Raw genomic sequence first — 15,120 nt, 5'->3', positions numbered from 1 at the left:
CTGCGCCGCTTTTTTAATTGACTTCATTGTCTCTCGACAGGCTTCAATAAAATGAATGACTCCTTTGCAAAAAACCAGACTCAGGCCAACGAGCGCCTGCTGCAAAAACCCAGGGTTGAATCAGCCCTTGACCAGGGTGAGGGACTCTTGCCAATCGACATCCTGAACGCTCCGGTTCCGGTGACTTTTCCACTATGGGCCGACCCCAACACCACCGAAACCTATCAACTACTCTGGAATGACGTGCCCATTGGCACACCCACTCCCGTTACCGACGACGATAAACCGGGAGATGAACTCAGGCTTGATATTCCAGTCGACCTGTTGAAAGAAGGCACCTATCAACTGAAGTATCAAGTACGCAATACCGGCAACGGTGTAACCACGCCTTCTTTTTTCACCCCGATCGAAATCGACACCACCGCCCCCGGCCATCCCACCACCCTCGCGCCCCTGGATTTTCCTCCTGAGGTCAAAGACGGCCTCACCTCGGAAGAACTGACGCAACTGGGCGACGTCCTGCTCGGTACCGTCCACGGCTACAGCGGTTTCGCCATCGGCGACCGGATCAGGACCTTCTGGGGCAATACCGAGGGGCCTGGTGGCAAGGTCGAAGAGGATGACATGGAGCCCCGGGAAGTGCTCGTCGAGTTCCCCCGCGCCTTTCTCGAATCCCTGGGCGACTTCAACGGGCCGGTGTTCTATACCGTCACCGATCGGGCCGGCAATCCCTCGAATAACTCGACCGCCATTGAGGTTCGACTGTTGCTCGACGAACCGGTAACCGATCTCCCCGCGCCGATCATCGACGGCTATATCGAGCCCATCGACCACGAACAGGCGCAAGCCGGCATCGAAGTGTGGATTCCCACCGCGGACCTGGTGGAAAGCGGCGACCAGCTTCTCCTGCATTGGGGCAGCGTGCCCCTGGGCCCATTCGACCCCGAGACCCTCGGCCAACCGATCATCCTGCGCATCGACGTGGACTTCGCGAGCGTCGAAGCCGCCGGCGATGGCGGTATCCGTCTGAGCTACGAGCTCAGCCGTGACGGTCATGTCATCGGCTACTCGTTACCGCTGGATATCCTGGTCAGGGCCAGGCTGCCGGTGCCCGGCGACCTGGCGCGGCCAGTCATTCGCGGTGCCTCGCCCGAAGCGCTGGATAACCTGATCGATGAGCATGACTTTGAACGGGATGCCAGCGCCAGCATTGCCTGGAATCCCGCTTTCACCGAAGGCCAGACCCTCCAGCTGTACTGGGGCGGACAACCGATGTTCGAACCGCCCTATCGCATCAGCGCCAGCGATGTCGCCGCCGCCCGCGACCTGAACCGAGCGGTCCTCAACAGTCGCTTCCGGCCAGTGGGCACGGGTACCGATATCCGCAGCTATTACAGCGTCAACCAGAGCGGCAATCCGAACACCTCGAGATCGCCGGAACAAAGCCTGATCGTCCGCTCGCGCGATGAACTGCCCGGTGGCCCGAGCGGGCCGGAGGCCCCGCGGTTCACCGAGCTGAACGAGCATGGCGCGATCAATACGGTCAACGGCCAGGACGGCGCCCCGGTCCACATCGCCCCCTACGTGAATATCAAGCAAGGCGACGTCATCCACTTTCTTTACGAAGGCTTTGACCAACTGATTGGCGGCAACCGGAAAAACCAGTGGCCGCACACCTCCGCCCCGTTGACCGAGGAACAGACCCGCAACGGCTATGACCTGCGGGTGCCGAGAGCCGTGCTGGACAGCAATTGCTACGGCCACGCCGAGGCCACGTACAGCGTCGACAGCGTCACCGGGAGCGGTCGTTCAAAGCGCCAGAACGCCTACGTGGATATGCGCACAGGCGGCGTCTGTCCACCGGCCTTGCAGCCGTGAACGGCCCTTTTCCCTGGAGACTTCAGCATGTCTGAGAACATCAATCCGCGCCGCCCGGATCAACCGCTGATCCTCAGCGTCAACCCCGCCGGGGTCGGTGCCGTCGACGTAGAGAACCCGACAAAACCCCTGCCCGTGCTGGTGGGCCCCTTGAACCTCAAACCCTGGGACCATATCGACCTGTACTGGGGCGATGCCGCGGTCCCCGTCAGTAGCTACGAGCACCCGCTGGACGCGCCACCGATCAATGACTTCGTGACCCTCACGGTAGAAACCCGACACCTTGAGTCCGCCACGGACCCGGTGCCGGTTCGCTATCGCTTCACGCCGTTTCCCGGCGGGACATCGGAAGACTCCGAAATCACCCATGTCCGGGTAAAACTGGAAGCCCCCGGCGGCGTCGACATCGATCCGGCGACCCCTTATGAGAACGAAGCCCTGCACCCGCCGCAGGTGCGGCCATCGGGAGTTATCGTCGATCCTCAAGGGGTAAGGGCAATTGTCGCGCCCTACCCGCACATGAGCGAAGGCGATCGGATCAGCGTTACCTGGGCCGAACAGCGCATCGACCATCCGCCATTGACGGCTGCGCAAGTGGCGCTGGAGGTGATTATCCCGATCCCGGCGCACATCATCGAAGCCGTCGGCAACGCCAACGACCTGCGGGTACGCCATGAGATCCGCGATGTAGTCGGTAACTGGTCGAAACGCTCGCCCGCCACCGCGGTGGTGGTCAGCCTCGACTCACCCTGAACCACCCGCGCCGATTGCCGTACAGCCGGCAATCGGCGTTTCACGCCGGCTGACGCTGGATGAAGTCGCGGATTTGCCGAGCCGCCGTGTCCAGATGCTGCTCATGACTGAAACCGCTGGCCTTCAGCGGCTTGAGGTCGTGATCGGCGGCAGCCAGCCAGCTCACCCGCACCTGCGCCGACAATGGATAGCCCGTCACCGTCTGCCGATTGCCCAAGGCATCGCGCTCGCCTTGCACGATCAGGGTCGGCGTGGCGATATCCGCCAGATGTGCCACCCGGGGTTTCTCCGGTTTGCCCGCCGCGTAGAACGGATATCCCAGGCATACCAATCCTTGCGCGCCGAGGTCGTCGGCCAACAAGCTGGCCATGCGTCCGCCCATGGATTTGCCGCCGATAAACAGCGGTCCCTGGACCTGCCGCCGCACCGTCTCGTACACCTCGCGCCAACACTCCAGCAACCTGCTCTGCGGGTTGGGCGGACGCTTGCCGCCGTCCAGGCGCCGTTGGGCCATGTAGGGAAACTCGAAGCGCAGCACGGCGATGCCCAGCGTCGCCAGGTGCTCGGCCATGGTATTCATGAAAGCACTGTCCATCGGCGCGCCGGCGCCGTGGGCAAGGATCAGCGTGGCGGGCGGGCCATCCCCTCCGGCCGCGTTGTACAGATAGCCGCCAGCCACTGCCCAGGGGACTTGGGAGCGGGTCGCTTGCAGGGTCGACATAGCACCTCTCATTTCACTGCTCGCACCGACAACGGACAGCGAATGGATCCGCGCCGGCAACCTAGATATGTAACGCATCGCTGCGCCGCTTTTCCTGAAAATGAAAACACCTTACCTGCCTGCCCGGACACCGCAAGGCCGGCACCGGCGACACGGGACGCTCTCCCTTTTCATTTTCAGACGAGTATTGCCATGCCTCAAGACGCCCTCACCCACGCCGAACAACCAGGCACCAGTCATTTGCAAACCGATCGCGCGCTTGCGCCAGCGTGCAACAAGGCCGCTCAGCCGCTGCTCGGCCGCGCCTTCGCCAGCCTGGACGAAGCCGTCAAGTATGCCCACGGCCAGGCGGCTTTCAAAGGTTTGAGTCGACAGTCGTCGTTTATGCTCAAGCACGCGCAAAAGGATGAGTTCAAGACGACCGAACCACTGGGCGCCCCTTGCGCGCCCTTCGACCCGGAGGCCATCTTCAGCCGCGACGCCCGGGGCATCCTGCAATTGCCCGAAAACCTTGTCCTGGCCGGGCTCTATTGCCAGGCCGAGACCGCCCTGGAGCAACTGCCGCCCAAGGAAAGCTGGCTGTACGAAAACTTTTTCAGCCCCCATGACCTGCTCGCGGCGCTCCATCATGCCCGCCGCGCACGTCCATCGAGCGCTGGCGCGCGCCCGCCCGCCTTGTTCCTCGGCACCCCCGACGGCGCGCTGCTGGCCTACCAGTCCGAAGACAGCGACCTGGAGCAAGCGCTTTTACCCGAAGGCGCGGACTGGCGAGCTCGAGCCGACCACTACGCCGATCAACTGCTCAACGGCGCACTGCCTCCCAGCCAATTCGTCCGCACCCTCGCCGCCGCCGGCCGCTTGCGGGTGATACACCCCAGCCACCTATGGAACCGCGTGGGTGAGGTGGACCCGATCCAGTGGGCAGCGTTCGCCGGCGCCGTGCTGCCTGAACTGGGTCCAGTGTTCCTGTCCGCGGACGATGCCGCCCGCCATGCCCAGCAGATCATCCAGGGCGGCACCGAGAAGGAATTGGGCGGCTTGATCTTCCAGCGCCCGGACCAGACGTTCGTCGCCACGCGGCCACTCAGCACCGGGCAGCGCAAGTTCGACGCCAGCCGCCTCTATCCCAGAACCGAAACCGGCAGCCGCGTTTATCCCGAAGGCTATCGCTTGTACGCGATCTACCGCTCCAATGTCAGCTTGCTCGAGATGAGCGAGCCGAACAACATCCCCGCACACCTCGGTGCGCTGGCGGAGGATGAACGCCGCCTCGCGCTCAAAAGCATCAGCCCCGATGAAGTACTGGCAACCCTCGTGGCGCAATCGACAGGCGTGCAAGCCTTCTATGTACTGATGAGCGACTTCAGCCTGATCAAGTACCTGCCCAGTGGCTCCGCGGAAGAGGAGCTGCTGATTGCCCGTTTGCTGCCCGGGCCGGATGGCAGCGAGATCGACCAGGAACTCAGGGAGCGCCAACTGCTGCCCAGTGGTTTCATCAAGCTGCTGGCCAGAGCCCAAGGGCTGTATGTGGTCAGAAGCAGCCCTTATTGGGGACCGCCCGGAAAGCTCCCGAGCGACTGGCAGCCCTATTCCAACCAGCGGCCGGCAACCCGCCCGCCCCTCGCCCTCGGCCCGCTGTTCGACAGTGCGGACGAAGCCGCACGGCATAACAACCGGCGGTTCGACAACCGGCACGGACACAAGCGGATCAGTTTCATCCTGAAGCACCGGCACCAGTCGCGCTATGTCGCCAGTGATCCGCTCGAGGGCAGCCCGGCACTGCCCGAAGGCTTTGAACTGGCGGGCATCCACTACAGCACGCCGCTCTACCCCACGCCGCTGCCGCCAGGGGACGAGCAATGGCTGTACCGGAACGCCGTCACCCCCCACGACCTCGGTGCCGCATTGCCCCTGGCCCGAAAACACGCCTCGAACACCTCAGTCGTGCCCCTGTACCTGGGTACCCTGGACGGTGCGCTGCTCAAGTACCTCGACACTCAAGCCGAGGCCTTGCTGCTCACGCGCCAGGGCAAGGGCACGCAACCGAGCGTGGCTGAACAGGTCGTGGCCGGTCATGTCACGCCGATGTTCTTCGTCCGCGCACTGGCCGAGGCCGGAGAACTGAGCGTGCTGGACACCAGTGAAATCTGGAGCACCACTGGCCGTGTCGCGGCCGACTGGGTGCCCTACCGGAATTTCCGGCGCCGCGCGCTGGGCCCGGTGTTCATCAGGGCCGATGATGCGGCACGCGATGCCTGTGCACAGATCCCAGGGCGTCGCGAACAGGTCTTTGGCGGACTGATCCTGCAACGACCGGACAACTTGTTCGTCGCTACCGAGCCTTGGCGCTCGCCCACCGAAATCTTCGATCACCAGCTGATTTTTCCCCGCGAGGTCCACGCGACCTTCTTCCCCAAGGACCACAAGATCGTCGGTGTGTACCATTCGCGCAGCGCGCAAATCGACTTTTACCTGCCCAGGGATGAGGCCGAGCTCTATCGAAACCTCTTCCCAACCTGGGATATCTACCGCGCGATCAAGGATCGCGCGTCGATCCCCCATCGCTACCTCGCGGGCCAGGACGGCTCGCTCATCCGCTACACGGCCAGCGGCTCCGCCGACGAAAGTGTATTGCTCAAGGACCTCTCGCCGCCCGCCGACGCGCCGCTGAAATTGATGGACAATGCCATGCAGCAACGTTTCGGCAGCACCCGAGCCGCCGACAAAGGCGCGCTGCCGGCTTATGCCCGGGCCCTGATACAGGCGGGCGAACTGCATGTCCTGGTTCCCGGGGCGATTTGGCGGCATCCGGGAATCGTCTCGTCCATCAGTTCCAGCAGCGAGGGATTCAGCGGCAACAATGCTCGTGAAGCGACAAACCTTGCTCATGCCGCCGATTTCCCGGTCCTGAGCCCGGTATTCATCGACGTCCAGGACGCACTCCGTCACGCCCTCGGTCAGATCAGCGAGCGCGTCGACAGCCAGTTCGGCTTCATTTTCAGAAACAATGGCGAAGACCAGTACGTGGCTACCGCTCCGGTGGCCAATGCAGGCTCCGGATTCAATCGTTATCGGGTCTTTCCGGAAAATTTCGATCTGCTCAAGATGATCGGCGAGGGTTATGACTTCGACGGTGTCTATGTCATCACAGCGACGACGCCCGCCCTCGAGACACTCAAGGACGACCGGATCTATCGCAACTTCATCAGCGCCAGACATCTCGCCCAGCTGATCGGTACGGCGCGCAGCGTCTGCCCCAACCCCAGGAACCTGTCCCGGCAAGCGAGCGTGAACCTGTATCTGTCCAGCGCCGACGAGGCACTGCTGCGCTACAAGGTCGAACTCTTCCCCGAAAAGGACGAAACCGCCAGCGGCGAAGTCTTTGCCGAAGACGGTATCGTCACCGAGGGACAGTTGGAAAGCGGCGCGCTGACGGCGCTCGAGTATGTCCGTCGAGTGGCGGCCAGCGGCAAACTGAGCGTCATACGTAGCAGCCCGCTGTGGACCGATCAAGGTCTCCTGGCGGCGACCTGGAGCGCCTCGCAGACCCGCTCGACGCGTACCGAGCGCTATGCCGTCGGGCCACTGTTCACGAGCGCCGACGACGCCGCGAAGCATACCCATCGCGAGATCGTTCGCAACGCCGGTCAACTGGTGGTCAACCCCATCTACCAGGCACCGAACGACATGGGCTACGTCACCCTGGAGCCCTATACCCATGACAAGGCCGTCAACATCATCCGTGTCGGCAGCCAATCGAAAACCCAGACGCTGGAGAGTGATCGCCTGCTGGTGACTTTCGGCTCCGCCTACCATCTGGACAGCCTGCATACCGCTCACCCGGCAGCCCCACTCCCCTACGAAACCGATGCCGATACCCAGTGGTCCCGGGACTTTTTCTCCGCCACGGACATCTGCTTCGTCACCCGCATCCTGGCGGACCTGAGCGTCTCCCCGCAAGCTGTCTACCTGTCAGTTGGCGAAGGTGCATTGCTCAAGTACCAACCAGGCGAATCAGCGGCACAACACGCGCTTTGCAAAACGATCCCCAGCGGCGAAGAAAGCCCCGCCAGCTCTCTCCAGAGGTTTGAACTGCCCAGCGCGGAATTCGTCCAGAAAGTAGCGGCCACGGGCAGGCTGAACGTACTGGTGACGGACGACTTCTGGCAAGCGCCAGGGCCCGTCGAGTCCACCTGGAAACTCGCCTCGCCAGCGAGTGCACGACAGCCGCGCGTAACCAGAGACCTGGTACCGCCGCTGATCGGCAGTTTCAATATCGGCGGCATCGGCGCCACCGATGTGATCGATCCGCAACGCTCCTTGCCCGTGGTGATCGCCGCCCTGGAGCTCAAGCCCAGGGATCGGCTCGACCTGTATTGGGGCGCGCATCCCGACCCCGTCGCCAGCCATACCCAAGGCAGCGAACCCGGCCCCAGCCACCTCACCCTGCGGGTCGATACGCGCTGGATCATGTCGGCGCCGGAGGTGACGGTACGCTACGTCCTCACGCCCTTCCCCGGCGGCACGCCGGAAAGCGCCGAGACCCGCGTGCGGGTCAAACTGGACGTGCCTGGCGACCCCGACACTCAATCCGCGACCCCCACTCTCAACGACAAACTCGAACTGCCGGTGATATTGCCTCCCGGGGTGATCGAAGCGCCCGAGGGCGTCAGCGTGGTGGTCAAGCGCTACGCAAACATGAGCGCTGGCGATTCGATCGTCGTCTCCTGGCACGGTCGCCTCGTGGAGCACCCACCCTTGAGCGGACCAAGCGATGAGGTGGTCGTGCCGATCGACCCGAAAATCGTCAGCGAGGCCGGCAACTCCGACGCGATCCTGGTGCGTTACGAGATCCGCGATGGGGTCAACAACTGGTCGCGATGGTCACGTCCGGCCTTTGTCGAAGTCGGCATCGGCGATCCGTCCCTGCCGGCCCCGGTGGTGCCGCGGGCCCAAGGCCTGCAACTGAACCTGGACGCACTCGAGGGTGCCGATGTCCAGACCCTGATACTGCGCTACGAGGGGATGAGCAGTACCCAGACCTTGCGCCTGCGGGTCGAACGGGAAACCGCCCTGGGCGCGGCGCTGCCCGCCTACAGCGCCGTCATGCCCGGCCACGACAGCGATCCGTTCGTGTCCTTCCAGGTCCCGAACGAGCAGTTCCCGCTGATCATTCAGGGACAGGCACGCTTCTACTACTATGTCGAGGCGCCCGACCAGCCGTTGCGTCGCTCCAAGAGCCGGTCGCTGAAAATCATCGGCCGCGCCCTGAATCTCAAGCCGCCACGGGTGCCCGTGGCCGAAGCGAATGGCAACGTGCTCGACCCGGAGGCAACCGGGGTCATTGCCCGGGTGGAAGCGTATGCATTCATGGCCAATGGCCAGACGGTGACGCTGATCTGGATCGGCACGACCGCTGTTGGCATGGAGATCCATCACCAACAGAGCCTGCCGGTGATCGAGAGCGGCCAGGACATCGACTTCACCCTCCCGGACGACAAGGTCAGCGTGCTGGCCGGTGGCTCCGTCGTGGTGCGTTATGAGGTCAAGACCGAGGCCCCGGAGCCCTTCCGCTCACAGGCGCTGTTGCTGCCGGTCAGCACCAGGCCACTGGAGCTTGATCCGCCCAAGGTAGTGGAGGCCCACGACAACGTGCTGTTCCCGCTCCAGGCGCTCGATGGCGCGACAATCCGGGTCAGCTACGGCATGGAGATCCACGACAGCATTCAAGCCTACTGGCGCGGCACGCCCGGCAACGGCACCCCGGCGCTCGAAGCCAAGCCCGGCAACACCAGCGGCAGCGTCGACTTTGCCGTGCCCGCCACGGCCGTCAGCGCCAATATCGGAAGGCGCGTGGAAGTCGGCTATACCGTCACCCGCCAGGGTGTTCCGGCGCCGTCGAAAATCCTGCCACTGGACATACTGCCCATCGCCCACGAACACCTGCGCGCGCCCTTCGTTCGCGAGGCAGCGGACAATCTCCTGCTGGACCTCAACAGTTTTACCGGCGATGCCCACGTTGAAGTCAGGAAATGGCCGCATATCCAGATCGGGCAGCGGATCTGGCTGCGGATCGAGGGCACCCGGAGCAACGGCGGACCTTTCACGCTCACACTCTGGAACGCGGAGGAAGTCAGCAGTATCTCGGACCTTGTCGAAGGCCTGCTACCACGCGCCGATCTCGATCAATTGAGGGATCTGAGCGGGCTGACGTTCACCTTCAAGGTGGCCTTCGATGGTAGCAGCGACGAATCGACGGCCCTGACCTTCCCCCGCTTGTCGTTGACGGTCAGGGCCCACAAACGGGTGCCCGAACTGATCTTCGACAGCAGCCCCGTCAGCCTGCCCGGCAAGATCTACCTGATTCCCTGCCACCCACAGGTACTGCCCGCCTTCGGCCCCGGCACGACGCTCCAGCGCGCCGCCGGCGGCGGTGTGCCGGGTTATCACTACCGCAGCGACGACCCACGGATCGCCGTGGTCGACGGCAACGGCAAGGTGACCGTGCGCGGCAATGGCAAGACCGTTATCCGGGTCAGCGACAGCGCCGGACAACGCAAAAGCTACGAGGTCAATGTCAGCGGCGTGGTTCAGTGCTACAACCTGGGCGAGGGCAGCAGCGAGGAAACGCTGCGCAGGGCGCGGCAAAAAGGCCTGAGCATTCCGTCGCTGGACGAATTGATCGGCATACGGACGGCCTACGACAAGCGCTGGCCGTTGCAGTCGCCGCTCAAGCGGAAAACCTGGTCATCGACCACCAAGACCCCGTTGGCACTGGTGTATGCGGTACTGGACATGACCTTGAGCGTGGTCGAGCCGGAACGCCCCTATATCAAGATCACCGCCGGCCTGGGCCTGATCTATGAAGCCAGCGGTCTGGGTATCGGCCCCGCGCTGCTGCCCACGTGCAGAAATGCCAGGAGCCTGCCCGAGGCTGCCCGGGAACTGGAAAGGCCCAGGGTCGCGGCGGCCCTGGACGACGGCCAGGGGCTGCTACCGATCAGCGCCCTCGAGGCGCCCGTTCCGGTGACCTTCCCGGTCTGGGCGAATCCCGCCACGGAGGAAACCTATCAGTTGCTGTGGGGCACGGAACTGCTCGGCAGCCCGATGTTCATTGCCCCGGGCGACAATCCCGGAGACGCCCTGAGCCTGGACATTCCCGTCGCGGCGCTGACCCACGGCCAGCATGAACTGCGGTACCGGGCGTACAACACCCTCAACCAGACCTCGACGGATTCGTTCCCTTCCCTGATCGAGGTCGACCGCGAAAAACCCGGCCAACCCTTGCTCGGGGCGATGGCCTTTCCAGCACAGATCGACGACGGCCTGACCTCGGCGGAACTGACCCAACTGGGCAATGTACTGCCGGGCACGATCGCCAGTTACAACGGTTTCAATATCGGTGACCAGGTGACGACCTTCTGGGCCGGGGTCGAGGGGCCGGGCGTGCAAGTCATGGAGCTCAAGACCATCGTCATCGAGTTTTCCCGGGCCTTCCTCGCCTCGCTGGGGCCTGATGCCGATTGGCCGGTGACCTACCGGATCAGGGACCGGGCGGGCAACCTGTCGGAGCGTTCGGAGGCGGTCACGGTCAAGTTGCGACTGGTCGGCGGCGGGCGTCCCGAGCTGGTGTTCGACCAACGTCCGGTTACCCTGAGTGGCAAGATCTACCTGATCCCCAGCCATCCGGCGGTATTGCCCGCCTTCGGCCCAACCACCTCGGTCAGGCGCCAGGCCAGCGGTGGCACGCCCGGTTACACCTACACCTCGGACAATCCGGCGATTGCCGTGGTCGACGCCTCCGGACTGGTCACGGTGCGCGGCAACGGTAGCACCAGCATCACGGTGCGCGATCGCGGCGGACAGATGAAAAGCTACAGCCTGTCGGTCAGCGGCGTGATCCACTGCCACGCCCTGGGATTGGGGACCTTCGCGAACATGTTGGCCAAGGCCAATAGCGCGCATCGGCGACTGCCGACCCGCGCCGAGCTCGCGGAAATCCATCGCCTCTACGCTAGCCGCTGGCCCTTGGGCGCCCAGCGCGAATGGCTGGCGGACACCCCGCGGGACACGGAGTCGACGACCTCGCGGGATTTCGGTCTGACCTGGTCCATGGACCGCGCGACCACGGTCCCGCCGATCAAGTACTACGTCGTTCACTTGCCCAGCGGCAAGGAGTCGATTCTGTTCGATCTGAGCAACGCCTATGGCCTGGGTCTGGACTGAGCCTTCGGTAGCCTGTCCACCCGGGCATGAGGCTCGAGCTTGAATACATACCCTGTGGTTTGAGCATGAATGCATACCCTGTGGGAGCGGTGCTTGTCCGCGAAGAGGACCGTGAGACCGCTAAAAGCTTCGCGGGCAAGCACCGCTCCCACAGGCAAGCATCACTCTCACAGGCAAGCACCACTCCCACAACCGGCAACCCCCGCCCCATTGACCCTAGTCAATAACACCCGCTGGCTATTTGCCCATGCTTACCTGGCTTTTAGTCTGCCTATAACTCCAGATCCTGCGAATGCCAGAGCGCCGGCCGGATCTGAACCGTGGATGGGGAACCATGAACACTTCAATCAGTACCGCCTACAACTACAAGGTGGTCCGCCAATTCGCGATTATGACGGTGGTATGGGGCATCGTCGGCATGGGACTCGGGGTTTTCCTCGCGGCCCAATTGGTCTGGCCTGAACTCAACTTCAACCTGCCGTGGACCAGCTTCGGTCGCTTGCGACCGCTGCATACCAATGCGGTGATTTTCGCCTTCGGTGGCTGCGCGCTGTTCGCCAGTTCCTACTACTCGGTGCAACGCACCTGCCAGACCCAGCTGTTTGCGCCGAAGATCGCGGCGTTCACCTTCTGGGGCTGGCAACTGGTGATCCTCCTGGCAGCCATCAGCCTGCCGTTGGGCTACACCAGTTCCAAGGAATACGCCGAACTGGAATGGCCGATCGATATCCTGATCACCATTGTCTGGGTCGCCTACGCCATTGTGTTCTTCGGCACGCTGGCGAAGCGCACCACCAAGCACATCTATGTCGGTAACTGGTTCTTCGGTGCCTTCATCATCACCGTGGCGATCCTGCACATCGTCAACAACCTGGAAATCCCGGTCAGCCTGACCAAGTCCTACTCGCTGTACGGCGGGGCAACCGACGCGATGGTGCAATGGTGGTACGGGCACAACGCCGTGGGCTTTTTCCTCACTGCCGGCTTCCTGGGGATGATGTACTACTTCGTGCCGAAACAGGCCGAGCGCCCGGTGTATTCCTACCGCTTGTCCATCGTGCACTTCTGGGCGCTGATTACCCTGTACATCTGGGCCGGTCCCCACCACCTGCACTACACCGCGCTGCCGGACTGGGCCCAGTCGCTGGGCATGGTGATGTCGCTGATCCTCCTGGCACCGAGCTGGGGCGGCATGATCAACGGCATGATGACCCTCTCGGGCGCCTGGCATAAGCTGCGCAGTGACCCGATCCTGCGGTTCCTGGTGGTGTCCCTGGCGTTCTACGGCATGTCGACCTTCGAAGGGCCGATGATGGCGATCAAGACCGTCAACGCCCTCTCCCACTACACCGACTGGACCATCGGCCACGTTCACGCCGGGGCACTCGGCTGGGTGGCGATGATCTCCATCGGCGCGCTGTATCACATGATTCCGAAAGTGTTCGGCCGCGAGCAGATGCACAGCATCGGCCTGATCAACGCGCACTTCTGGCTCGCCACCATCGGCACCGTGCTCTACATCGCCTCGATGTGGGTCAACGGCATCGCCCAGGGCCTGATGTGGCGCGCGGTCAACGAAGACGGCACGCTGACCTACTCCTTCGTCGAAACCCTGGTGGCCAGCCACCCCGGTTACGTCGTGCGGCTGGTGGGCGGGGCAATCTTCTTCAGCGGCATGCTGCTGATGGCCTACAACACCTGGCGCACCGTGCGCGGTGCGCAACCCGCCGCCGTGATCGCCGCCTCGCAGATGGCTTGAGGAGTCCGCCATGAGACACGAAGTAATTGAAAAGAACGTCGGCCTGCTGATGCTGCTGATGGCGTTAGCCGTCAGCATCGGCGGCCTGACCCAGATCGTTCCGTTGTTCTTCCAGGACGTCACCAACAAGCCGGTCGAGGGCATGAAACCCTACACCGCGCTGCAACTGGAAGGCCGCGATATCTATATCGCCAACGGCTGCGTCGGCTGCCACTCGCAAATGATCCGGCCGTTCCGCGCCGAAACCGAACGCTATGGCCACTATTCGGTGGCCGGTGAAAGCGTCTGGGACCACCCATTCCTCTGGGGCTCCAAGCGCACCGGGCCGGACCTGGCCCGGGTCGGCGGACGTTACTCCGATGACTGGCACCGCGCGCACCTGTACAACCCGCGCAACGTGGTACCGGAATCGAAAATGCCCGGCTACCCCTGGCTGGTGGACAAGCCGCTGGACAGCAGCCTGACCGAAACCAAGCTGCGAACCATGCGCACCCTCGGCGTGCCCTACACCGACGACGATATCGCCGGCGCCGTGGCCAGCCTCAAGGGCAAGAGCGAGATGGACGCCCTGGTCGCCTACCTGCAAGTGCTCGGCACTGCGATCAAGAGCAAGAGGTGAGTCATGGAAATGAGTACCGGAATGATCCGTGGCCTCGGCACGCTGGTGGTGTTCATCGCCTTCATCGGCCTGGCCCTCTGGGTGTTCAACGCCAAGCGCGGCCCCGAGTTCGCCGAAGCCTGCATGTTGCCCTTCGCCGATGACGAGCCGCTTCCCGACACCCCTGAAGATTCCACTGCGACAAGGAGCACCCGGCCATGACCACCTTCTGGAGTACGTACATCTGCGTACTGACCATCGGCAGCCTGATCGGCCTGACCTGGTTGTTGATCGGTACGCGCAAGGGTGAAACCAAGGGCAGCGTCGACCAGACCATGGGCCACAGCTTCGACGGCATCGAGGAGTACGACAACCCGCTGCCGCAGTGGTGGTTCATGCTGTTCGCCGGGACCCTGGTATTTGCCGTCGGCTACCTGATCCTCTACCCCGGCCTGGGCAATTGGAAAGGCATCCTGCCCGGTTACGAGAACGGCTGGACCGGCGTTCACGAGTGGGAAAAGGAGATGGACAAGGCCGACGCCAAGTTCGGGCCGATCTTCGCCAAGTTCGCGGCCATGCCCGTGGAAGAAGTAGCCAAGGACCCACAAGCGCTGAAAATGGGCGGACGCCTGTTCGCCTCCAACTGCGCGGTGTGCCACGGCTCGGACGCCAAGGGTGCCTACGGCTTCCCGAACCTGGCCGACAGCAGCTGGCGTTGGGGCGGCAGCGCCGACACCATCAAGCAGACGATCATGGGCGGCCGTATCGCGGCAATGCCGGCCTGGGGAGAAATCCTCGGCGAGGACGGCGTGAAGAATGTCGCCGCCTATGTGCGCCATGAGCTGGGTCATCTGCCTTTGCCCGAGGGCAGCGATGCCAACGTGCAGGCCGGCCAGCAGATCTTCAACACCAACTGCGTGGCCTGCCACGGCGCTACCGGCCAGGGCACCCAGGCCATGGGCGCGCCGAACCTGACCGAGCCGGTCGCGTTCATCTATGGCAGCAGCCTGGCGCAATTGCAGCAAACCATCCGTCACGGCCGCCAAGGTCAAATGCCGGCCCAGAGCGAACTGCTCGGCAACGACAAGGTGCAGTTGCTGGCCGCTTACGTGTTCAGCCTGTCCCACGGCAATCCAGGAGAAAAGAAAGCGCAATAACCTCCGCATGTCCCCTGCCGCATCGATC

General features: G+C 63.4%; 8 protein-coding genes. 7 read left to right on the top strand and 1 reads right to left on the bottom strand.

The features are described from left to right. Nucleotides 1-51: 51 nt before the first annotated feature. A complete protein-coding gene (locus tag PFEN_RS09465; protein WP_191486578.1) occupies nt 52-1,878 on the top strand; it encodes an addiction module component in 1,827 nt (608 codons plus the stop codon). Between the two features lie 27 nt (nt 1,879-1,905). Then, on the top strand, nt 1,906-2,631 hold the full coding sequence (locus PFEN_RS09460) for a hypothetical protein (RefSeq protein ID WP_191486577.1): 726 nt from the start codon (nt 1,906-1,908) through the stop codon (nt 2,629-2,631). A 40-nt stretch (nt 2,632-2,671) separates the two neighbouring features. Here the strand turns inward: PFEN_RS09460 and PFEN_RS09455 are convergent, their stop codons facing one another. Next, nucleotides 2,672-3,352, bottom strand: a complete 681-nt coding sequence (locus PFEN_RS09455) for an alpha/beta family hydrolase (protein WP_191486576.1) — start codon at nt 3,350-3,352, stop codon at nt 2,672-2,674. A 192-nt stretch (nt 3,353-3,544) separates the two neighbouring features. On the opposite strand from PFEN_RS09455, the gene PFEN_RS09450 reads away from it, so the two are divergent. From PFEN_RS09450 to ccoP, 5 genes are all read left to right on the top strand, one after another. After that, entirely contained in the window at nt 3,545-11,578 is an 8,034-nt protein-coding gene (locus tag PFEN_RS09450) for an Ig-like domain-containing protein (RefSeq protein ID WP_191486575.1), read from the top strand. Between the two features lie 334 nt (nt 11,579-11,912). Then, entirely contained in the window at nt 11,913-13,337 is a 1,425-nt protein-coding gene (ccoN, locus tag PFEN_RS09445; RefSeq protein ID WP_191486574.1) for a cytochrome-c oxidase, cbb3-type subunit I, read from the top strand. 10 nt (nt 13,338-13,347) lie between these two features. Continuing rightward, the gene (gene ccoO / locus PFEN_RS09440) at nt 13,348-13,956 is read left to right on the top strand and encodes a cytochrome-c oxidase, cbb3-type subunit II (protein ID WP_191486573.1); all 609 of its coding nucleotides are present in this window, start codon (nt 13,348-13,350) and stop codon (nt 13,954-13,956) included. 3 nt (nt 13,957-13,959) lie between these two features. Next, nucleotides 13,960-14,157, top strand: coding sequence for a cbb3-type cytochrome oxidase subunit 3 (locus PFEN_RS09435; RefSeq protein WP_191486572.1), 198 nt, complete (start codon nt 13,960-13,962; stop codon nt 14,155-14,157). Next, nucleotides 14,154-15,092: a cytochrome-c oxidase, cbb3-type subunit III gene (gene ccoP / locus PFEN_RS09430; RefSeq protein ID WP_191486571.1), complete on the top strand. Its 939-nt coding sequence runs from the start codon at nt 14,154-14,156 to the stop codon at nt 15,090-15,092. The genes PFEN_RS09435 and ccoP overlap by 4 nt, the downstream gene beginning before the upstream one ends. The last annotated feature ends 28 nt before the right edge of the window (nt 15,093-15,120 follow it).

It is taken from the genome of Pseudomonas sp. FEN (assembly GCF_904067045.1).
Taxonomy (GTDB): Bacteria; Pseudomonadota; Gammaproteobacteria; order Pseudomonadales; family Pseudomonadaceae; genus Aquipseudomonas.
Note: the sequence above shows the minus strand (reverse complement) of the source record. Positions and strands in the feature narration are given on the sequence as shown.

Excerpts from the sequence above, each read along its gene's own strand:
- PFEN_RS09460 (WP_191486577.1), top strand. The coding sequence starts at position 1,906 with ATGTCTGAGAACATCAATCCGCGCCGCCCGGATCAACCGCTGATCCTC.
- PFEN_RS09435 (WP_191486572.1), top strand. The coding sequence starts at position 13,960 with ATGGAAATGAGTACCGGAATGATCCGTGGCCTCGGCACGCTGGTGGTG.
- ccoO (WP_191486573.1), top strand. The coding sequence starts at position 13,348 with ATGAGACACGAAGTAATTGAAAAGAACGTCGGCCTGCTGATGCTGCTG.
- PFEN_RS09450 (WP_191486575.1), top strand. The coding sequence starts at position 3,545 with ATGCCTCAAGACGCCCTCACCCACGCCGAACAACCAGGCACCAGTCAT.
- ccoP (WP_191486571.1), top strand. The coding sequence starts at position 14,154 with ATGACCACCTTCTGGAGTACGTACATCTGCGTACTGACCATCGGCAGC.
- PFEN_RS09455 (WP_191486576.1), bottom strand. The coding sequence starts at position 3,352 with ATGTCGACCCTGCAAGCGACCCGCTCCCAAGTCCCCTGGGCAGTGGCT.
- ccoN (WP_191486574.1), top strand. The coding sequence starts at position 11,913 with ATGAACACTTCAATCAGTACCGCCTACAACTACAAGGTGGTCCGCCAA.
- PFEN_RS09465 (WP_191486578.1), top strand. The coding sequence starts at position 52 with ATGAATGACTCCTTTGCAAAAAACCAGACTCAGGCCAACGAGCGCCTG.